The 22,499-nt window shown below is 41.6% G+C and carries 15 protein-coding genes and 1 riboswitch; of the genes, 5 read left to right on the forward strand and 10 right to left on the reverse strand.

Translation table 11 applies throughout. The annotated features are described in order from the left end of the window. Nucleotides 1-7 precede the first annotated feature (7 nt). The 6 genes from AWV70_RS02480 to AWV70_RS02505 form a co-directional block, all read right to left on the reverse strand. A complete protein-coding gene (locus AWV70_RS02480) occupies nucleotides 8-775 on the reverse strand; it encodes a cyclase family protein (protein ID WP_414714811.1) in 768 nt (255 codons plus the stop codon). 92 nt (nucleotides 776-867) lie between these two features. Next, nucleotides 868-1,674, reverse strand: coding sequence for a TrmB family transcriptional regulator (locus tag AWV70_RS02485; protein WP_060204018.1), 807 nt, complete (start codon nucleotides 1,672-1,674; stop codon nucleotides 868-870). 444 nt (nucleotides 1,675-2,118) lie between these two features. Beyond that, a complete protein-coding gene (locus AWV70_RS02490; protein WP_060204020.1) occupies nucleotides 2,119-4,632 on the reverse strand; it encodes a LuxR C-terminal-related transcriptional regulator in 2,514 nt (837 codons plus the stop codon). Between the two features lie 169 nt (nucleotides 4,633-4,801). Further along, nucleotides 4,802-5,455: a LuxR C-terminal-related transcriptional regulator gene (locus tag AWV70_RS02495; RefSeq protein WP_060204022.1), complete on the reverse strand. Its 654-nt coding sequence runs from the start codon at nucleotides 5,453-5,455 to the stop codon at nucleotides 4,802-4,804. Between the two features lie 48 nt (nucleotides 5,456-5,503). Beyond that, nucleotides 5,504-5,587: riboswitch (cyclic di-GMP riboswitch) on the reverse strand. A 392-nt stretch (nucleotides 5,588-5,979) separates the two neighbouring features. After that, a complete protein-coding gene (locus tag AWV70_RS02500) occupies nucleotides 5,980-6,423 on the reverse strand; it encodes a hypothetical protein (protein WP_060204024.1) in 444 nt (147 codons plus the stop codon). Between the two features lie 32 nt (nucleotides 6,424-6,455). Beyond that, nucleotides 6,456-8,192 carry an ABC transporter ATP-binding protein gene (locus AWV70_RS02505; protein ID WP_060204026.1) on the reverse strand — a complete coding sequence of 579 codons (1,737 nt, stop codon included), beginning with the start codon at nucleotides 8,190-8,192 and terminating at the stop codon, nucleotides 6,456-6,458. A gap of 116 nt (nucleotides 8,193-8,308) precedes the next feature. On the opposite strand from AWV70_RS02505, the gene AWV70_RS02510 reads away from it, so the two are divergent. The 3 genes from AWV70_RS02510 (at nucleotide 8,309) to AWV70_RS02520 (ending at nucleotide 13,152) form a co-directional block, all read left to right on the forward strand. Further along, a complete protein-coding gene (locus AWV70_RS02510; RefSeq protein ID WP_060204028.1) occupies nucleotides 8,309-9,754 on the forward strand; it encodes an ABC transporter permease in 1,446 nt (481 codons plus the stop codon). A gap of 64 nt (nucleotides 9,755-9,818) precedes the next feature. Then, nucleotides 9,819-11,309: an ABC transporter permease gene (locus tag AWV70_RS02515; RefSeq protein WP_060204115.1), complete on the forward strand. Its 1,491-nt coding sequence runs from the start codon at nucleotides 9,819-9,821 to the stop codon at nucleotides 11,307-11,309. A gap of 25 nt (nucleotides 11,310-11,334) precedes the next feature. Further along, nucleotides 11,335-13,152 (forward strand): ABC transporter substrate-binding protein, encoded by a 1,818-nt coding sequence (locus tag AWV70_RS02520; protein ID WP_060204030.1) that lies wholly within the window; start codon nucleotides 11,335-11,337, stop codon nucleotides 13,150-13,152. 95 nt (nucleotides 13,153-13,247) lie between these two features. On the opposite strand, the gene AWV70_RS02525 is transcribed toward AWV70_RS02520, so the two are convergent. The 4 genes from AWV70_RS02525 to AWV70_RS02540 all read right to left on the reverse strand — a co-directional run bounded on the left by AWV70_RS02525 (nucleotide 13,248) and on the right by AWV70_RS02540 (nucleotide 20,482). Next, nucleotides 13,248-15,104, reverse strand: coding sequence for a FecR domain-containing protein (locus tag AWV70_RS02525; RefSeq protein WP_060204033.1), 1,857 nt, complete (start codon nucleotides 15,102-15,104; stop codon nucleotides 13,248-13,250). Continuing rightward, nucleotides 15,101-16,819, reverse strand: a complete 1,719-nt coding sequence (locus tag AWV70_RS02530; protein WP_060204035.1) for an S-layer homology domain-containing protein — start codon at nucleotides 16,817-16,819, stop codon at nucleotides 15,101-15,103. The genes AWV70_RS02525 and AWV70_RS02530 overlap by 4 nt, the downstream gene beginning before the upstream one ends. A gap of 147 nt (nucleotides 16,820-16,966) precedes the next feature. Then, nucleotides 16,967-19,522 (reverse strand): LuxR C-terminal-related transcriptional regulator, encoded by a 2,556-nt coding sequence (locus AWV70_RS02535; protein WP_060204037.1) that lies wholly within the window; start codon nucleotides 19,520-19,522, stop codon nucleotides 16,967-16,969. Nucleotides 19,523-19,888: 366 nt separating this feature from the next. Further along, entirely contained in the window at nucleotides 19,889-20,482 is a 594-nt protein-coding gene (locus AWV70_RS02540) for a TetR/AcrR family transcriptional regulator (RefSeq protein WP_060204039.1), read from the reverse strand. 148 nt (nucleotides 20,483-20,630) lie between these two features. Here AWV70_RS02540 and AWV70_RS02545 point away from each other — a divergent pair, with 148 nt between their 5' ends. Further along, nucleotides 20,631-21,593: an ABC transporter permease gene (locus AWV70_RS02545; RefSeq protein WP_060204041.1), complete on the forward strand. Its 963-nt coding sequence runs from the start codon at nucleotides 20,631-20,633 to the stop codon at nucleotides 21,591-21,593. Between the two features lie 15 nt (nucleotides 21,594-21,608). Further along, entirely contained in the window at nucleotides 21,609-22,499 is an 891-nt protein-coding gene (locus AWV70_RS02550) for an ABC transporter permease (RefSeq protein WP_082713435.1), read from the forward strand.

Consider the following 22,499-nt stretch of genomic DNA (forward strand, 5'->3'; position numbering starts at 1 on the left):
CTCCCCTTTATTCGAAAATGGCGACTGGTCTTGCCCAGCCGGCACTTCCGTCTTTGACCTTGATAGGAAATGCAGCAACTTTGAATCCGTGTTTTCTAGGTAACTGATCTAAGTTTGCAAGTTTCTCAATTTGGCAATACTCCGCCTCTTTGCCGACATAATGGGCAGCCCATAAAATGTCTTCCCGTGGATTTTCTCGAAAATGCTGTGCTTGGAGAGGAAGCGGAATGTCCCAACCCCATGCATCGATGCCCATGACTTTAATACCTTTATCAATAAGCCATCTAGTTGCATTCGCTGACACTCCGGCATGGCAAAATGCATATTCATCATCGTAATACTTCTTATCGGCATCAGTGCGAACGAGTACGATGTCGAAAGGTTGTAGTTCATAATTCATTTCAACTAGCTTTTCTTTGAAGTCTTCGACCTGCAGTTCATATCCCGCCGCTTTATCACTGAAATCAAAGACTACGCCATTTCCGTAAAACCATTCAACTGGCAGTTCATCAATCGTCCTGGATTTCTTACCTGCTGTCATATCGGCATAATGCCAAGGCGCATCTACATGGGTACCAGTATGGGTCGTTAAAGTTACGGTTTCGACAGCCCATGCTTTGCTGTCAGGGAAGTTCTCTTTCTCCAAACCTAAAATAGCTGCAGCTTGTTCAGCTCCCTTTTCATGTGTCTCATATTCAATTGTTGGTGGAAAAGGTTCTTTCGCATTACTGTCCATCGGTACACTTAAATCGATAATTTGAGCTCCCACTCTCAAAACCCCTTTCGAAATTGGACTAATATAAAAACGGCCAACGATCCTCCTTTCTCCCCCTTTTTTATAATTAACGATAAATCGGTGATACCTTCTCAAAAAATATCTAAAAGCCCTCCAAAATTTTCACCATATTTAGCTGCTAATTCATCATGGAAGTGGTTCACAACTTGATTGATATAAATATCGTGTCGAATATAGTTGAGCGTAGTACGCGTTAACGCTGTATGACTGGATATAATGGCATGTGCATTTCCTTCAGCAGAATGAAGTATAAAGACACTTTTTTCATCTAATACACATGAAAGTTCTCCCGTATGCCTGCGGTCGGAGAATTCACCTTGGTGATGGGTGAAATGTAACCATGGAATCTTCTTTTCAGTGCCATCGAATAGAATGGAGATTACTCGAACCCCCTTCTTAAACGCTTCAAGTAAGTCATCCCATAAAAGCTCCAATTCACTGTTCCAGCAACTAAGGTAAATTGTTTGTTCTGTAGATTGGATCATATTCCTTAAAGAATCAATGGAAGATACATATCCATCCAAATGATAAAGTTCCGACCAATCTGGTTTCATCTGATTGGAGATCACTTTAAATTGGCTTTCCATAAAAGCGGTATCGTTTTGGAAGTCCAATTCTATCTTTCGTAATAGCTCCTTATAAGGAAGGGGAGAATATAATTTTTTAGTTGTATAATTGCCGTCTAAAACCGGAAAGACTACTTCTTTTTCACACATTCGATTTAGATTTTCGTACACTTTCGGACTAGGAACGCCCGATTTAATAGCGATTTCATTTCCGTTTAATGGATTAGATTGTAATAAAGCAACATAGATTTTAGCTTCATATTCCGTAAATCCATATCTTTTTAGAGTTGAGTTTGTTTTGTCAATATTCATTTTTATCACCTGGATTAATATTACTACCATGGTTGTAGTAAGTCAATTAGAATTTTCCGCTTATTTGAATTATAAGGTCGAAAATAAACTTTGAAAGTGTGTAGGAGGCTTTTGAATAAACAAACAAAGCGCCAAAATCACATTCAATCCGTAAATGGGTGAATGTGGCTTGACGCTTTCTTTTATTTCAATTATTTTCCTGATCGAAAATTCATTTCATACTGCCTGCCATTATCGACAAACAACAGCAATTGGTAGAATATTCTCCGTGCCAGGGCCTGGGGAGCAATTTACTTTATCGATTCTTGTCCTCGATTATAGTGTCATTATGGGAATTACACTTTTCTATAGGGCGCTATTCATATCAGTCGTCTTAATCATCTTAATCATTGGCATTCTTTACGGGTTCTTGGATCAAGCGGCAAGGAACCATCCCCGCCACCATCATTTATATTTTAGAAGAATCGCCTTAGAGCGTGAATCCACCCCTATTTTACTGTAAATGGAGGTCAGATAGACGCGTACTGTTCCTTCCGATAAGAAAAGCTGTTCTGCAATTTCCCGATTGGTGATGCCGTCTGCTAATAGGTTGTAGACTTCTTTTTCCCTTGGTGTGAGCAAGTGATGTACTTGGTTTTCTTCGAGTGTGCTTTCAATGATTTGAAAGTGATCTAGATAATGCGTGGAAATGGAGCTTCGTAATCTTTCATCCTTTTTATGCAGTTGGCGGATTTTATTCAGTAACGGATAGATTTCCTCCTCATCTAAAAATGTACGAATATAGTAATAGGGGGCGGCTGCTTTCAATGCTTCCTGTAATGTATTGAGCGCCATTTCCGTATCGCCTAGTCTTTCATGGCAAATTGCTTCTAAAACGGTTGCTTCGATAATTGTTGCGATTTGCATCTCTTGCAAGGCTTTCGTTTTTGTTTGAATCAAAATGCCTAAGGCGCTGTCGGGTTGTTGTTTCGTCAGCAGAAGCCGAGCACGGACGAGCATCCAGAAAGGGTGGCTAGACTTTTCTGCTTGTAATTCTTTTTCTGCATTTACAATGTCGCCATCTGCTATATGACAAGCGGCTTGCATGATGCTCAATGTTGTAAGCCAATGCTTTTCGGTGACCAATTCTTTCGCCTGCGTAAGTAAGGCGAGCGCGGATGTGATTTTTTTTTCGGCTACATAGATTTTCGACTGCAATACATACATCGGGATGAATATGCCGGGGTCTTGGAGTTCGTGTCCCTGTTGCATCGCAACGGCAAGCTCTCCTTTTGCGTAATCCAATAGATTGCGCTCATATAAGGATTCAGCGGAAGTTCCATAGGAATAGGCCGCAATCCCTCTTGTTTGATAAAACGGCTTGCGAAAAATTTCTGCGATTGCGATGCCATCTTCCATAGATGGCATTTTGCCTTTTGAGCCAATGCTTGTCCTCAATAATTTATATTCGAAAATATTGAAACGCATATGAACCTTATCCCATCGAGATGGTATATCTCCATTGTTGAGCTGTTTTTCAACGATAGCTTTTGCTGTTTGCAAGTCTCCGCCGGCGGAGACGATCGCCATTGCTTTCGCATGCTCGTAAAGGAACACCAATGCTGCATGTTCTTCCTTCTGCATCCACTGATCAGTGATTTCCCGGGTTTCGAGTTCCTGCATTAGTGAATTTGCAGTATCGGTATCTAATGATGACATCGACGCAATGACGCCAATGACAAGAAATTCATAAGGGACCGCGTCGTGGTGAGCGCGCAATTGATGCAACCATCTCAAGAAGGTTGAGATTCGTCCTGAAGTAAAGAACGAAACTAGATGCTCGGAAATCCAAGACACCGCTACGTCATAAAGACTGTATTGCAAGGAGAGTTCGATTGCTGCGGTGATATCCCCTCGTTTATACAGCACGAATGCAGTTTCTTCTATTAAAATAGAAACTTCATCAGCCATTAAGCGCCTTTTGATTTCTGATCGTAAAGCTTCCGCAAATAAATGATGATAGCGGAAGACAGGGGTATTTGATTGGAGACGGATGATGAATAATCCTTTTTCTACTAATGATTCAAGCAACTGATAGCTGTCTGTCCTGTTTGTAAGTTCATTGCAGAGGGAGGGCTCCAATTCACGAATCAAAGATGTACGTAAGAGGAATTCTTGGGTGGATGTTGGGAGCGGGACCATGATTTCCTGCAGTAAAAAGTCGAATATAGTTGAACGCGAAGTGTCGGCCCAATCCTCCGGAAATCCGTGGTTGGGCGTCAGACATGCCAACTGGAGTCCGGCAATCCAACCTTCCGTCTTTTTTAACATAAGACCTAACTGGGCTTGATCTGGCAAAGGTAAGTTTTTCATGGAGTAAAACTGCTGCAGCTCTTGGCGTGTAAATCGTAGTTGTGAGGCATCAAGTTCATATACCCATTGCTTAGCATGCCATTTCGCGATGGGCAAGTGTAACTCTGTCCGAGTGGATATATAAAGATGTACATGCTCCGGTGACTGTTCGATCAATTTCGTCATCATTTGGTGAATAACTGCGTTTTCAATAAGGTGGTAATCGTCAAACACGATATGTAATAGCTTGTCTGTACCCATCATTTCATGAATAAAGGATTCAATCAGAAAGTCATTCCCCGCATTGTCGGAGGCATGCAAAAGTGGGGCTAATGCCTGATCGATATCCAATTGGCACGCTTTCGAAACAGCGTGAAAAACATATGCCCAAAAGCGGGATGAATCGTTGTCAGAAGGGTCGATGGCTAGATAGGCGATCTGATCGTGTTGCAAGGTTTTTAGCCATTGACTAAGCAGCGTTGTTTTCCCATAGCCTGCAGGAGCCCGTAGAATGGTCACTTTTTTGAATATGCCATTATGAAATTTGTTATGCAATCTCGTCCTGTTAACGCTATCCGAAAGGGGTTGTGGTAACGTTGTTTTTGCAGCAAGAAGAACCGTCGTCATTTTTTCCCTCCTTGTATAATTATATAATAGTAGGCTATAATTACCTGCTATTCCTTACTTTACACTTCCATCAATTTGTTGTCTACATGCTATTCTTGAAGGTCTGTCTCAAAAAACGGAAAAAAGAGCCCGTGGATCGGCTCTCTGTTGTCATCTACCTATCACGCTATCAAACAGGCAGATCAAACTGGTATTGCACTAATCCAGTCTCGTTTGCATAAAGTGCGGCCCGTGTGCGGTCGCCAAGACAAAGCTTGGCCAAGATTTGGCTGACATGTTTCTTTACTGTGTGCTCCGTAATGAACAGGCTGCTGGCAATTTGTTTATTGGAGAATCCCATCCCTAACTTTTCCAATACTTCCTTTTCCTTCACGGTCAATTGTTCGAGTGGATGGTTGTCTACTAGCGGCTCCCTCTGTGACTGGATCAGCAAATCAATCATATCGGGATCATAATACTTCCTTCCCCGCTGAATCAGATGAAGGGCGTAAATAAGTTCGTCGGGATCTGCTTGTAACGAAATGAAGCCATCGACACCCATTTTCCTTGCATGATTAAACAGGAGAAGGTCCTGTAAATCGGTCAAGATTGCAAATTTGCAGGCAACATTGAGCCGCTTCGCTTCAGCGATTACTTCCAATCCGCTTTCGTGCCCTAACTTGAAATCGATAATCAGCAAATCGGGTTGTTCTTTTCTAAGTAACTGAAGCGATTCTTGCTTATTTTTTGCTTCTCCAACCACGTCGAACCCGCTTGGCAATGACAGGGTCAGGACGAGCCCTTTGCGAATGAGCAGTTGATCATTAGCCAATACAATTTTCATCGATAAAAGCCCCCTCCCTTAAAACATAGGAACATTAAAAATGCCACGATGAAACAGGGGCGGTTGCACCACTGACTCCCTATATCCAAGGTGCCCACATAAAGGATATAGTTCATCGTCTCCTATGTACGTATTTTTCTTATAGGTTGATATTGCATTGAAAAGGGATTCCACTTCAGGCGGACGCTTTCCGAGGGCACGGCTTCAGCCTCCTCACTTCGCTACGCTTCGTTCCGGGGTCTTCTGCTCGTGCTGGTCCCGCTGGAGTCGCCGCCTTACGCCCCAATCCCAGAGAAATGTGAAACTTTTCAATACATTCCATCTAAGTATTCGCAATCCTTACATTTAGTATAGGGACGTCTTTGAATGTTGAATACTGAGGAATGTTAATATTCATAAATTCTGTTTGTTTCATGAACATTCCACGCGCGATAATGAGCACAAAAAGCCTCTTGTATACTTGTGTCATGCGACTGACGTATACAAGAGGCTATTCCTGGTTCTATTCATATCAGCAGCTCAAATCATCTGCCGTTCAGTATGGTAATTTTTTTTGTTTCATCTTCTGTTTCTAGCGGTAATTCCGTAATTGTCCAGTTTTGTGAGAGGAACTGCTTCAGCGTTTCTAACTCACTCTCACTCACTTTCAACTGTTTCATGCCCTCATCTGTCAACGAGTAATCTTTCCCGGCGGTTTTTTTGAATTTCAATTCCAAAAGCCCTTGAAGCCCTCTTATGGTAATGAACTTCACTTGATATCCTTCCGTTAGAATGGATGTAAATGCATTTTTATCTTGCTGATAAAGTGAAATCAAATCACCATAACTATAATTCGGATTGATGCGTACCCAAGAGCTGCTGTCCCCTTGCTCGAGCTGAGTTAGCAGCTCCTCATTTGATATGCCATTGCTGCGTAGTGTTTCAATCATATACGCTTCCATTAATGTAACTTTATTAGTAGTCCCCATCCCGCATCCTCCCAAGTCTATGTAATTGCTTATTAGTTGACGGGCATTGCTACCCAATGTCCTTTTGAAATCTCCACAAACTCCGATTGTTGTAATCGGTATTTATCTGTTTCATGTTGCTCATCCATCATGACTCGCTTTTTCTTTGCCTCAACCTTTGGATCAGGAATCGGGATTGCAGCTAACAGCGACTTAGTATATGGGTGCTGTGGATTTGAATAAAGCTCTTCGCTTTCCGCCAGTTCAACTATTTTGCCGGCATACATAACCGCCACTCGGTCACTAATATGCTTTACCATGGACAAATCATGGGCGATAAACAAATAAGTCAAGCCCAATCGGTGTTGAAGATCTTCTAACAAGTCTACAACTTGCGACTGGATGGAAACGTCAAGCGCAGATAAAGGCTCATCACACACAATGAACTTAGGTTCCACTGCGAGTGCGCGTGCAATACCTATCCGTTGCCGCTGACCACCCGAGAATTCGTGAGGATATCGCATTGCATGCGATGGCAAGAGTCCTACCATATCTAAAAGCTCTTCAACTCTTTTCCTACGTTGTGCTTTACTGCCGCTCAGCCCGTGTATATCGAGGGCCTGACCGATAATATCCAACACTTTAAACCGCGGATTCAGTGATGAATAAGGATCTTGGAAAATGAGTTGCATATGGCGTCTCATTGTTTTCATTTCACTTTTAGACAAACGATTGATCGCCATCCCTTGGTAGAGTACATCGCCATCCGTCGGTTCATTCAATCGTAAGATCGCTCTACCTGTCGTTGACTTTCCAGACCCTGACTCTCCCACAAGGCCAAGTGTCTCGCCAGGTTGAATATGGAAACTAATATTGTCAACGGCCTTCAACAACTTTCCCTTTCCTAAATCAAAATGTTGTTTAAGTGACTTTACTTCAATAAGAGGCGTATTGCTGGTATCTGTCATGATCAATGGCGTGCGTTTAGGCTTCTTCTTCTCATGTAATTTTGGAAGTGAATTTAGTAGTTTCAGTGTATACGGGTGCTTCGGACTCTCGAAAATCTCCTCAGTTGTTCCAGTCTCAACAATTTCTCCGCTCTTCATGACAACAACACGGTCGCACATTCCAGCGACTACACCCAAATCATGGGTGATCAGAATAATGGATGTGCCGAAACGCTTTTGCATATCCTTCATCAAATTTAAAATTTGTGCTTGTATTGTTACGTCCAATGCTGTTGTAGGTTCATCCGCGATTAACAAAGTCGGACGGCAAGCAAGTGCAATTGCAATCATGACGCGTTGCAGCATGCCACCTGAAAACTCATGAGGGAATTGATTATATCGAGTCTCCACATCCCGGATTCCCACAAGTTTCAAGATTTCGAGCACTTGCACTTTAGCTTCTTTCTTTGACAGTTTCTGATGTTTAATTAAACTTTCAGCAATTTGTTTTCCTATTCTTATTGTTGGGTTCAGTGAGGTCATCGGGTCTTGGAAGATCATACTTATATCGCGGCCGCGTATGCTTTCCATTTCCTTCTCTGTTTTAGCACCCAAATTTTCACCAAGAAAATTAATGTCCCCGTTTTTCATATGTGAAGGCGGTGAGGGTAATATCCGCATTATACTTCGAGCCGTGACACTTTTACCGCTTCCCGACTCTCCTACGATTCCTAATGTTTCACCCTTTTTAACTTCAAAACTAACGCCTCGAACTGCGTCGAATTCCTCATCTCTGGTCTGAAAAGAGACGTGCAGATCCTTCACTGTTAATATTATTTCCAATTCGATTCCACCGCCATTTATTTTAATCTTAATAGTGTTTTTAAAAATATAACTTGTCACTAACTTCAGATTATACTATTATGTGTATTATTAATCAATGAGAAAGAGGGAGAGACATGGAGGTAAAAGCATCTACCAGAGATGGTAATCGGTTGTTATGCATAATGCAGAATTCTTACGACAAGATGCATCAAAGAAATTCCTATAATTGTATAATAATGATTTTAGGACTTCCGGTTCACTTATTCCTGTTTATGTTTTATGTATGGAGAAAGAGGGACAATACATACTCTTCTTTACTTGAGGATAGTAAAAGGTCTCTTGCGGATGAAGGTTTTAAAGAGAAATTACGGCTTGAATTTAGGAACCAGTTGATTCGAAAATGTGAATTTTTTGGACAGCATGTCAACGAATCAGAACTGGAAAAACAGGTGGAAAATTTAGCGGAAGAACGATTTCTAAAAATAGCACGGGAGAAGACGGATAAAAGGTTGCTAAAAGAAGGGAAAACGAAATCGAGTTACTCGAATTTCTTCCGTTCGTTACTTTCACAACCGCTTTTCTTTTTCTTGACATTACTTCCAGGCTTGCTGATGTATCTATTTATCTTCATGTATAGTAATCCATTTGTTAAGTATGTATTCGAACGACTGGTAATCAGTGTTTTCGTCGTCATTGGTGTTGTAATCCTTGTGTTTTCTATTTTGTATATATCACCATTTGAACCTGCCGCCAATATAATTGGTGAAACGGCGACGCCAGAACAAATTTCAGCTTTCAACCGATTACATGGCCTTGATTTACCTTACCTTGCGCAATTATGGGAGGCGATCAAAGGGATTGTCACGTTTGATTTGGGTGCATCCTACGCAGGCAATGAAGATGTCATTACGAGCATTGCGAAAAAGTTCCCGATTACGTTGATCATCTCATTGTTATCGTTAGTCATGGCTGTACTGATCGCAGTACCTATCGGAATTATTTCGTCCACAAAACCAAATTCTTTTTTTGATTATACATTTATGTTTATTGCCTTACTCGGTTTGTCGATCCCCAACTTTTGGCAAGGGTTAATATTCATTTTGAACTTTTCGATTAAATTACAGTGGTTGCCTGCTACTTACAATCCACAAAATTGGTTATCCGTGATCATGCCGATTATAGTCCTCGGAACAGCATTAACAGCATCCGTCAGTAGAATGACTCGCTCATCCATGCTGGAGATTATTAATGAAGACTATATCATCACGGCAAAAGCGAAAGGTTTAAATAAACGGCAAGTGCTGTGGAAGCATGCCGTTGGTAATGCAATGATTCCTGTCATTACTGTCATCGGCCTGCTATTCGGTGGGATGCTCGGTGGTGCTGCTGTAACAGAGAAGGTTTTCAATATTAGTGGTATCGGCAGCTATATTGTAGATAAGCAGTTTATTCCTGATATTCCAAGTATTTTGGGCGGGGTTGTCTACGTGGCTATCACCATTTCACTAATCAATGTAATTATTGACATTTTGTATGCATACCTTGATCCGAGAATTCGTTCGAAGATTAAACAATACTAAAGTAGGTGCAATGATGACACAAATAGAAATGGAGAATAAGCAGGCTTTAAAGCCGAAGTCACAAATGAAGTCTGATCATAAGAAAATATTGAAGCTGTCGCCTGAATATACACAATCCAGTTTTGCTTGGATAACGTCTCTAGCACTTACGATTGTTTTTTTGCTCAACTGCTTCGATTTTTCAACAAAGACCATTAAGCCATTCGCATTTAGTGCATTTCTGGCATACAGCCTTTTCACTTTGATTCAGATCGGGCTTACAGTAGCCATACGAAAAGATATTCTAACGAGCGGAACCATAAGAAAAACGACTAGAAAACTAGGTTTCATACAACTATTAGGCGTCTTCACAGGGAATGTCTTTGTTGTTTCGTTTGCATTCAATGTAATTAAAGAGAAAAAGACTCCGGAGTATATGTTTGCGGTCTATATGGTGATGACCCAATTTTTTATTATTGCAATATCCTCTTTGAATTTGTTTAAACCGTATGTTTCGAATACATTTTTACTAGCCATGACCCTATTAGTAGCTATTTTAGTGTTCCAGCTAGCGGCAACGTTATTAGTCGCCAAGCACGTAACGAATCAAAGCACTAAGCGTTGGATGACATGGATTGCGATTCCGCTCATTCTAACAGCGGCAACCGGAAACCTGTTTGCGCTCATACTAGGATACGGCTTGCTAATGAAGGGAAGAAGTAATGATTTATCGAGGATCGATAAATGGGATACGATGTGGGGGAAAATAACAAGAAATACTACGGCGACATTAGGGTTGTTCTTTATCATATTTATGTTCTCCATATCAGTTTGCAGCAACTTCACTTTCGATTACAGTATGGCGGTCGAAAACAACTATAGTGCGCTTCTTCAACCGCCAAGCATCAGCTATCCGCTTGGAACAGATGATTTCGGAAGGGATTTATTCACCAGAATTATTTTTGGAGCAAGAATATCCTTAGTCGTCGGTTTCATTTCGACGATCATTCCAGCAGTTGTTGGTGGAGCACTTGGTGCAATTGCAGGTTATTATGGCCATCGCACAGATAATATCGTCATGCGTTTACTCGATGTGCTATATGCGGTACCAGGAATATTGTTAGCGATTGCCATCATCGCTGCTTTTGGAGCGAATATTACGAACTTGATCATCGCATTAAGTGTTGGTTCCATTCCAACCTACGCCAGAACGATGAGGGCGAACGTCCTTATGGTTTCAAATTACCAGTTTGTTGAATCTGCCCGTGCGCTCGGTTCAAGCGACCTTTCAATTATCTTCAGGCAGGTTATACCGAATTCCCTAGCCCCGATGATCGTAAAGGCTACGTTAACAATTGGCGGCGCGGTCATAGCCACAAGCAGTTTAAGCTATCTTGGACTTGGTGTAGAACCCCATATTCCAGAATGGGGGAATATATTGAAGTTAGGAAGTACGTATCTTGAAACGCATTCTTATTTAGCGATTTATCCCGGGCTTGCCATTATAGCACTCGTGTTGTCCTTCAACTTCTTAGGTGACGGGCTTCGTGATGCAATGGATCCAAAGCTGGATTAAACGAATCAATTTTAGGAGGGATTTTATGTTGAAAAGGTTTTTGGTGCCGATTGTATTAGTAGTTGTTCTTGTTATGTCGGGATGTGTCAAAACAAAATCAGATGTTGAAGAAGGTGCGAAGCCCGGGAACGACGGGAAAAAAGATCTATCCAAAGTGCAAGTGGAACTTCTTGGGATGAGTAGTGGAGAGTCCGATTTAAACATTGTCCGTGACCAACTAGTGAAAAACGGATTTGATGTGAAACTTAATTTGCAACCGGATTATGGTAGTTTCAAAGCACAACAAGATGCTGGCAACTATGATATCGCATTGTCGGGATGGACGACTGTTACAGGGAACCCTGATTATGCAGTTCGTTCACTCTTTAAAACAGGCGGAGATTACAGCATCATGTCCGATTCCGAAATCGACAGTCTTATTGACCAAGCAGGTACTGAGACGCCTGATGAATACCAAGCTACTTATAAGAAATTTGAGGAACGTCTAGTATTTGACAAAGCATATATTGTTCCGCTTTATACTTCGTATAAAACACAAGCAGTGAACAAGGATATCTTGAATTTAGATTCAGTTCGACTCTCTAAATCGCGTTCCCTTCCATGGGAAGAAATCGAATTCAATGATGCATCCAAAAATGCAACGGATCCTTTGGTTTTGTCACAATCGATGTCTACATTAACGTCACTTGATCCCATTAAAGGGAATGACGGATCGATTAATATCATTAATACAAATATGCATGTACGTTTAGTGAATCTGACAGATGATGATCAAATCACCTCTGAAGGCTCCCTATCGCTTAACCATAGTATCGCAGAAGGTAATTCAGAGTATTACTTCTTGCTGAGGGATGATATCAATTTTGCCAAAGTAGACAGTAAAAAAGCTGTCGACTCTGGCGAACGGGTAGGGGCAGATGACGTTATCTTTACGTTAAATCGCGCTAAAGACAAAGACTCTGTACCTGATCACCGCACATACACTCTTCATGAACATATTAAAGATATTGAAGTCATTACAGATTTAGGTTCACTTGAAACGATCAAGCAATCCGGAAGTGACGAAACGGTTAAAGCGGCACTGGAAAAAGGGCTTGGCAATACAATCAATTCTCTCGTGGATGATAAAACGAAAGCAAATAGTGAAGAAGGAATGTACCAAGTCGTAAAAATAACAACAACAGAGCCGTTCCCACAAGTGTTAAATTATTTGGCGCACCAATCTGCGGGTATCGTTTCAAAGAAGCAAGTGGAAAGCATCAATACATTCGATGTCGCATCATTTGATGTCAATAAAGACATTCCTTATGGCGATCAAAATACTGTAACAGAAGGCAGCCAGTACAATAATACGTTATACACGAGCGGCCCTTACATTTTGATTTCTAAAAATGACTACGAAGCGGAGTTCCAAAAGAACCCGGGGTATATGACAGGAACGAAACACGAGCCGAAGATTTCAAATGTGACAATGCGTTTTATAAAAGACCCGGACAGCACACTTGCAGCACTTAGAAATAATGAAATCCATTTATTTTACGCTGTACCCGAAACTAAATACGATGTGGTAGAAAGCGATAGTAAACTGTCATTACAAAGCATTGAGAGTAATGCAGTCAGCTATTTGCTCTTCAATACGAAGAACCGAGAAGTCTCAGAAAGTGAAGATCTCCGAAAAGCAATTCTATACACAATTAATCAAGACGACTTCATCAGCTTTTACAAAGGAAATAAAACCAAAGCGTTCTCAACTTTAAGCCCAATCGTCAAAACAGGTAATGAACTTGTGGCTGATCCAGCAAAAGCAAAAGAATTTTTGAACAAGTATCAGGAAACTAAATAACATAAAAAACAGGAGATACGGAAAATAAACCCGATCTCCTGTTTTATTGTCTTCATTGAGACAGCTGTTTTGAATGGTAGTAGTGGAGAAATGATTTATTGAAATAGTAAGCTGTCTGTAGTTGTTGGGATTATGTCGGATAAGGATTCAGACTCCGGTATTGTAATGTTGATTAGATTGCTGATTGCAGCTGGATTGTCGTCACCCTTTCTTCTGAATTCGACAAATAGTTCATACTCCGTATTCGCTTGCAGTGTCGTTAAGGTTGCGCTTGTGTTTTCGAAATCAATGTCTTCGGATGTTTGCCAAACTGGTTCGTAATTTGCAAAAACACGGATATCATCATATTCTTCAGGGTTTTCCCATGATAAAATGACCGTTGTGCCTGATACTTCGACTGTGATGTTAACTAAAGGTAGTTTTTCGAGATTCTGGATAGCCATTAAGATGGCAGCTGTTTTCTCGATTTTCTCTGCATCTGTTTCTTCTGGCATCTCCATCGCTTCATAAAGTGCCTCCTGGCTATCCATTGTGTAGAAGTACCAGTAGTCTGGCGGTATGCTATCGAATGCGGCGGCTAGTTTTTCGTCAATGGTCTGGCTAGGTGGCTCCGGATTTGGCTCCGGTTCTGGTTCCGGATCTGGCTTTGGACCTGGCTCCGGGTCTGGTGTCGGAGTTGGTTCCGGCCTTGTGACTGGACTCGAATCAGGCTCAGGTGTTGGGACAGGGGTTGGTTTAGATTGCCCTTCCGCTCTTTTTGCTGCTTCGTCCTGTCGTTGTCTTTCCGCCTCTTGTTTCCGTAAAGCTTCAGTGAATGCGTTACGTTCACTCTCGCTGATTTGAGCACTAAATGCTTCCTCTGCACGACGCTTGGCTTCTTCTGCCGCTTTTCTCTGCTGTTCAATTTGTAGTTCTCGTTTCTCCTGCAATCTTTGCAGAAGCTGCTGTTCTCTATTTTGCTGTTCCTCTCTCTTTTTTTGCATTTCTTCCGCTTGCTGCTTGCGCAATTGTTCCAAGCGATTACGCATTTCTATCTCAGCCGTGCTTAATTGCCATTCCTCAACAATTTCATTCAGCCTAAGCAATTCTTCGGGAATGGGGCTACCTGATTCCACCGCTTTACTTGCAATGAGCGAAAGCAAACCTTTCAACCTTTTTTCCATTTCACGCAACTCGTCGGCCGTAGCTGCTGAATCGGGAGAGGGTACATTGCTTTCCATATTTTGTTTCAATTCTTCGACGAGTCGCTCATTTTCCCGATCGATCTTCTCTTTATTCTTAAGCAACTGTTCCATAATATGTGAGTTTCGGATGGCATCCGATCCGTTTAAATTGGCCGGTTCTATATAGTCATCTAGATTTGGAATGCCAGGTTGCATATGAAGTTGTTGCGCTGGTAAGATCGGAACGGGCAAATTATTTGTTCCTTCATTATTTGACGCATTCACAATGCCCGATGCGACAAAAATAGATGTGTTTGAGTTGGCAGGGTCAACTTGGACGAAAAAATTCGTCCCTTTCGCAGCAATATGCTGTCCAGGCGTATTGACTTCGAAAATATCCCCCGTTTTTCTGTCCGGATTGGCACTGGCCAGCACGAGGCCTGACCAAACAGTAAGTCTCGTGACCGCATTTCCGGACTCTTTGCGCAGATCGGCCAGGACGAGTCTTGCATTCTCAGCGATGGTCAATTCGTCTTGCGTATCCTCTATCCGTAGGCTGATGCTGGCAAAAGCATCAGTCGCCACAAGGTCGCCTTCCTGCAATGTCATCTCTGGATAAGCCCGCACCGACAAATGTCCGCCTGCTTTTGTTATCCAAACGGTGCCCCTCACATCGCCAATTGTTGCAGACCGATTAGTTGCAGCTTTGACAGGTTGTCCTACTCCCGACAGTAAAAGGATGACTGCTAATAAGCTAGCAAACCATTTTGTGAAACAGTTTGTTTTCATTTTTCTGTCCCTCTTTCAAATGTAAGTTGATAGATGCGATTGTCTTCGTTATCCGCTATAAATACATTTCCGTTAGAATCTGTAGTTATACTGACTGGATTTTTAAACCCGTTTGAAATTGTCCTAACTTTTCCATCCTTGAAAGAACGGACCGATTTATTGACACTGTCTGCAATTAATAACCCATGTGTTTCAGAATAGGATAATCCTTTCGGAAAGTTGAATGCTGCATTGTCAGCAGGTCCGTCCATAAGATTTCCAGTTGTATAAAGGAGCCCCGGTTTTGGTGCTGCATACTTTCCGGCGATTGTGGAAACTGTATTTTCTGCGAAGTCGATATACCGGATCAATTGATTGCCAGAGTCACTTACAAATAAGTTTCCTTTTGAGTCGATGGCCAGCCCTGATGGTTCGTTGAATTTTGCATCTTCCAGCAAACCATCCTGAAAGTCGCCCGCCCATTCAACAACACCTGGAGTTATTTGCACGATCCGATCGGATGGGGTATTCAGTGTAGTTACATTGCCATCCACTGTGATTTTGCGGATGACGTGATTCAATGTGTCCGCAACGAATAGTGTTCCGTTTTTGTCTATTACGATTGATTGCGGGGAATGGAACCGTGCGTCTTCGCCTGTGCCATCTTCATTTCCAACTAAACCATTACCTGCAATCGTACTTACTTGCCCGTCGATGCCAATTTTTCGGATTGCATGATTGAGCGTGTCTGCAATGAATACATTCCCTTCGGCGTCAACTGCAATTCCAGTAGGACTTTGAAAAAATGACCTTTCTTTGTCACCATCGTAAAGACCCCCAAGTGGCAAACCAGAATCATCGATTTCCAATGTCATGCCTGCAAAAGTAGTCACTTCCTCATTTTGGACTTTCCTAATTAAATGATTTTCGCTGTCTACAATTAACAATGAACCATCTTGTGAAATCGCCATTCCGGCAGGGGCACGGAACGAGGCGCTTATTGCCCTGCCATCTGCATACGCAAAATAGCTGTTACCCGCAAACAGGATTTTGTCTATCAATATTTCTTTATCTTGAATTGTCACGGCTGCACTTTTCGCGAGAAATGATGCAAGCTGTCCCTGTGTTATTACTTCTTTGGGTTGGAAGTAGGGCGCGGATGGGTCGATAATGTTGAAGTAGTCAAGGATATCAATGAAAGGGCGGGCCTCTGCCTTTGCTTGACCGTGATCAGCTACGGTACTCTTAAAATCTTGGTCGCGGATGTAGGAGGTGAAATCTATGTTGTGTATAGCATGGTAGGCTCGTCCTAAAACAATTGCCGTATTTTCTCGGGTCATCCTTTCTTGAGGATTCAAATTGCCATCTGGTGAACCTATAATGATTCCGTAATCTTTCAGCATGGCGGCATATTGTAACAGCTCGTCATGGGACGAAAATGTCAGGTCTGAAAATCTTGGCTTTGATTTGTAGTCATGGGGTATTTGGAAATCGAGTGTTTCAAGCCATTTTCCCATTATCATGATTACATCTGCTCGTGTTAATGGTTGGTCCGGTCTGAAGGTACCATCGGAATAGTCTTTGATAATGCCTGTTTGTAAAAGTGCATGGATGGCCTCCTCTTGTGAATCATCAATCGTATCTGAAAACCCCGCTCCCTCTGCCGGAGCTGCTGCAACGTATGGCAAAAGTAAAGCCGAAGTTGCGAAAAACATGAAATTCTTTTTATTGCTCAATTTAGCTTCCTCCTTTTGTCGATAGACTCTAATTCTTGTGGTAGTAGGTTCAGAAAACCACACCTACCCTTACTGTAAAGGGAGATGTGGTTATATACTATATTGAGGAATGTTAATAGTTATTGAGGATGATCTGATTGCATTTGCTCATAACTCCCGTTCTCTCGCGAATAGAACGGCCTGTGTTCGTGAATTTACACCAAGTTTTTGATAGATATTTGTTAAATATACACGCACGGTACCTTCTGTCAGCCCCAACTCGCTGGCAATTTCAATATTAGAAGCACCGCTAGATAGTAGTATAAGGACTTTCCGTTCGCTTAGTGTTAGCATCTTTAGGGCGGGATCCTGCTCCTCTTCCTCTGGAACACTCTCTAACAAATGCTCTACGTAAGCTAGGGGGACCGTATCCCATACATCCCGATGCTCCCTTTTACGTTTTTTTACATATTTCCTTAGTAATGAAGGTACTTCGGGTTCATCAAGAAACGTGCGTACATAGCCGTATAGGGATCCATGCTCTAACGCTTCGTGCAGTGCCGGTAGTGCAGTATCCGCATTTAGCAGTTTCATTTGACAGATCGCCTCAAGTACTGCAGCTTCCACAATTGTTGAAATTTGACCTTCCGAGAGTGCTTTCTCTTTTACTTGGATTACAATCCTTATCGCATCTTCCAGTAATCCTTTTGCTATCAAGATCCGCGTATGCACAAGCAGCCATAACGGATTTCCAGACTGGACACTTTCATTCGTCATCTTGTAGAGTGCCTGCTCGGCTTCTCTTGCACTTCCTTCCAATAAAAGATACTGCGCTTTGACAGCATATACATTAGTAGACCAATGCCAATCCTTCACCATATCGATTGTATAATCAAGCAGGGCATGCGCTTGGACAAACTGTCTTCTTGTTACATAGATACGGCTTTTCATTATATACATCGGGACGAATAAACCCGGATTTTGGAAGCGATGACCGTATCGAAGCGCTTCTTCCAACTCAGGCAATGCGTCATCTATCTGGTTTTTTTCATAGAGTGTTTCTGCTCGCAGTCCGTAGCTGAAACCCGTCATGTTTTGATCTTTATAGGCGGATGTCCGGAACAGCTCATAAAAAGGAAGCACCTTTTCATCGGGCCACAGCTTCCCCAAGGAGCCGATGCTTGTCCGGAGAAGCTTGGGCTCGACGCGATTATATTGTACGGGAATTCCATCCCATTTGGAGTTGACAAGTCCGCCTTTCAGTTTCTCGCGCATCAGCTCAATCGCTTCTTCAAGATTTCCGCCGCCCGCAAACAGCACATACACTTTCACCGTCACCCAGCCGCGCGAAACGATTTTATACACAGGCTGGTCCATCCACTGATCGGTTTCATGCCTATTTGCCAAGCTCTCAATCACTTGACTTGCAGATTCCCATTTTCCTGATAACGCCAATGTAAATGCATACATCACGAGTGTTTCGGGATGTAGGGGACAATCAGCCCGCTGCAACGTCCGTATCCATCGGATGAAAGTTGATGTTTGGCCCGAGAAGAAAAGTTCCACAATATGTATATGAATCCAAGCTTCCGCGTCTGCATAGGAATGTCCGTTCAACGCAAGTTCAATTGCGGAATGAATATCTCCTAATTCATACAAAATCGTGGCGGCTTTTTTGTATATGGAAGTAATCATTTCTTGAGAGTACCGTTTTCTGAGCTCTGCCTGCAAGATATCGGTAAACAAATGATGATAGCGGAATACGGACGTAGCTGTATGCAGCCGAATTATAAATAGCCCGTTCTTTTCAAGTTCCAGCAGCATTTCCTCGCTATCCGAACGATGGGTAAGCGCGTCACAAACTGCGGGCTCAAGCTGATGCAAAATTGACGTGGTGATCAGGAAGTCTTGTGTGGACTGCGGAAGCCGTGAGAGGATTTCTTTTAAGAAGATATCGGAGATGAATGCATGGCTTTCAGTAAATGAATTCATCTTCCAATTATCCTTAGAAGAAGCTTCCATAGAAAGGCCGGCCAATTGAATACCAGCTGCCCAGCCCTCTGTTTTTGCAAGGATTCGTTGAAGCTGCTCATCGTCCTTGATGACAAGTTTTCTCATTTCATAGTAGCGTGCAGTCTCTTCGATGGTGAAGAGAAGTTCCTCCATATTGATTTCGGTAAGCCACCCCTTGACTGCCCATTTGTATATGGGAAGAGATGAATCAGCGCGGCTCGCTATGTACACATGTACATGTCCTGGCAGGTAATCGATGAATCGTGTCATCATTTCATGGATTCGCTCATTGTTGATCAAGTGATAGTCATCCAGGACAATACGGATTGTTACTTGCACTGCCATTAGTTCATTCAAAAAGGAGTCGACGAGCATGTCCAAAGGAAGCTGGGGCTGGGACTGCAATAATGACGATAACTTTCTATCCATATCCCCTTGAAGACTGTCTGACACGGCTCTTATTACATACTTCCAAAATCGAATCGGATCACTATCCGCTTCATCCAATGACAGCCATGCAATCCAATCCTCTGATAGATTGGCCCACTGGCTTAGCAAAGTTGTCTTGCCATATCCAGCTGGGGCACGCACAATCGTCAACTTTGACCGTTCACGTTGCTTTAGCAAATCCATTAACGGTCTTCTTTCAATCGCCTCCTTCGACACGGTAGGCACAGTTATTTTTGAACGCAGCAAAACCGACTGCATCATCTTTCCTCACCTTTCTTCCAATCTGCTACGTACTAGTTTCTATAAAGCTCAGCATTCTCCTCTATTTTTCGATCTGCGAAAGCTACTTTCTTTTGGCTATTCATACAATCAAAAACGACTAGCAACTCTTTCATTTGTCTGATCAGACTTGTCGGTTACTACTATTTGGATACTTGATGAGACGTGTTATTATGATCTATAAATTTTACTAGTAGCAATTTCCATGTGGAATTGTATTTAGAATGCCATTTTCGAATGTAGCTTTTTAGTCGAGCTGTTGAAGTCCGAAGAAGCCAACAATTAATTTGATTGTTGGCTTCTTCATTATTTTAAAAGTTAGTTTCTGATATGAATCTTCACGTATTATTACTTCTTTAATATACCATTTAAAAATATATCTCTAAAATAATGATCTTTAATTTTTTGCCTCTCTTCAAAGTCAGTAATATTATGCTCACGAAAGTAATTGTGGATCGTAAACATTGAAGTGGTAAATAAATAAAAGACAAAATCTAAATTCAAATCCTCTTTCAGCTTATTGGCATTTTTATACTCCATTAGTTCTTCACCTAAAAAGGAATGTAGCTTTTTACTATACTCGCCAAAGTAAAATTTCTGCATAACAAGCATCGGAACGTTGTACCAAGTTTCATTAAATTCTACTTCTTCCTCGGTGCACACATCCTCTATCGGAATGATTCTATCACTAAATAAAATATCTTGATCGAGTTCTTTTTGTTTCATCATGTACTTCATCTCTACTTCGGTAAAAAAATGTAAATATAAATCCTCTTTATCATAAAAATATTGATAAAAACTTCCGATAGAAATATCAGATTTTCTTGCTATTTCTCTAATATGTACCTCTTCATAGTCCATATTGATAAATATTTCATAGGTCGCTTTACGAATCCTCTCCTTTTTTTCATCTGACAAATTGTAATACGTTTGCTTAGGCATATTTTCCCTCCGAAATGACTGATATAAAATATTATATCAAAGATTCTAAAAATAGTTATTGACATGAAAATTTGTGCTTGATATGATTCAAATTATAATATGAACAGGTTCACATTGAAAGAAAAATATTGTAAAAGGTGGGGGTAAGATGAAAAAGTACGTTACAAAACGAGTGCTTATGGGTGTGCTGACAATTTTCGTAGTCTTCACGATAAATTTTCTCATCATACGATTAGCCCCAGGAAGCCCGATCTCTACAATAATGGGGAAAGACAACGACGATCCACTATTACGAGCTGCCTTGGAAGCAAAATACGGTTTTGATCAACCGCTAATATTACAGTATTTCATTTATCTAAAAAACGCGTTCTCTGGCGATTTAGGGTTGTCCATTATTTACAATAAAGAGGTTTTGTCCATCATTTCGGAAAGACTTCTGCCAACGCTCTTATTAGTTTTGACAGCAGCCTTACTAGCTGTTGTGATCGGAACTTTTATGGGCATGTATGCAGCAAAGCACGAAGGTTCGAGAGTGGATGTGTTCTTTTCCGGCATTTCGTATATGTTCAACTCAATGCCGGCCTTTTGGTTAGGACTCATATTGATTATCATCTTTTCTTCCGTATTAGGCTTGTTGCCCTCCTACGGGATGATTAATTCTCGAACATCGTTAACCGGTGTGGACTATTACCTCGATGTCATACGACATATGATTCTTCCGGTAAGTACATTGGTGCTTGTCGAAATTCCAATTTATTTCCGCATTGCCAAATCTTCAATCGTCCAAACGTTGAACGAAGATTTCATCGTAACGTTGAAAGCTACTGGTATGAGTGAAAGAAAGATTTTCAATAAATATGTACTTCGAAATGCGATTTTACCTACCATCACAATTTTTGGTATCTCAATGGGGTATTTGATCACAGGGGTTGCCTTGATTGAAATTGTATTTGCGTGGCCGGGGACGGGAGATCTTATGCTGACCGCCATTAACCAAAGAGATTATCCGACTTTGATGGGGATTTATTTGATCATGTCAGTTTCTGTCGCTCTCGTGATGGTGGTCGTTGATATTATCTACGCTACATTGGATCCGCGAATCAGATTTTAAAGGGGGGATGTAATCATGGTGACGTCAAAGAAGGGTTTGTATGTAGGAAGAAATGAAAACAAGAAATTCAATAGGACTTTATTGAAAATAAAAAGCGATACGGAATTGAAGTTTGGATTAACCGGGTTAACCATTTTAGTATTTGTCGCTGTATTTGCTTCATTGCTTGTTCCGTTCGATCCTTATTTTTTCGGTCCTGATATTTTAAATAAACTCGGTGAGAATCAGCATATTTTAGGCACGAACCACCTTGGCCAAGATATATTCAGCATGATTATTTACGGGGTGCGAACGTCTCTCATGGTTGCTGTCGGTTCTGCCTTGATATCAGCGGTTATCGGTATATTGATAGGTGGGATTGCCGGATATTTTGGTGGGAAGATAGATTTAGTCATTACGGAATGCATCAATGCTTTCATGATGGTGCCGACATTCTTCCTCATCCTTTTAATCATTGCTCTTTTTGACAGCAGCATCACAAATGTCATGATTGTCATCGGTTTAACGACTTGGCCGAGCAATGCGAAATTGATAAGGGCCCAAGCTCTTTCCATTCGGGAACGGACATATGTAAAAAGTGCAGTTGCCATGGGAGAGACGAATTTACAGATTCTATTCAAATACATTATTCCGAACGGCATCTTTCCTGTTTTGGCAAATACGACAATTGGTATGTCCAATGCCATTTTGACGGAAGCGAGCTTAAGCTTTTTAGGTTTAGGCGATCCGAATGTCATTAGCTGGGGTCAAATGATTTTTATGGGGAAACAGTATTTGACTTCGGCTTGGTGGATTTCAACATTTGCGGGAGTCGCAATTGTCTTCACGGTAACGGTCTTCTACTTGTTGGGGGATGGGCTGAATCATGTGTTAGATCCTAAGCATAAATCCAGAAAGGGTGCTTAA

The organism is Sporosarcina koreensis (genome assembly GCF_001531445.1).
In the GTDB taxonomy this organism is placed as follows: domain Bacteria; phylum Bacillota; class Bacilli; order Bacillales_A; family Planococcaceae; genus Sporosarcina; species Sporosarcina koreensis_C.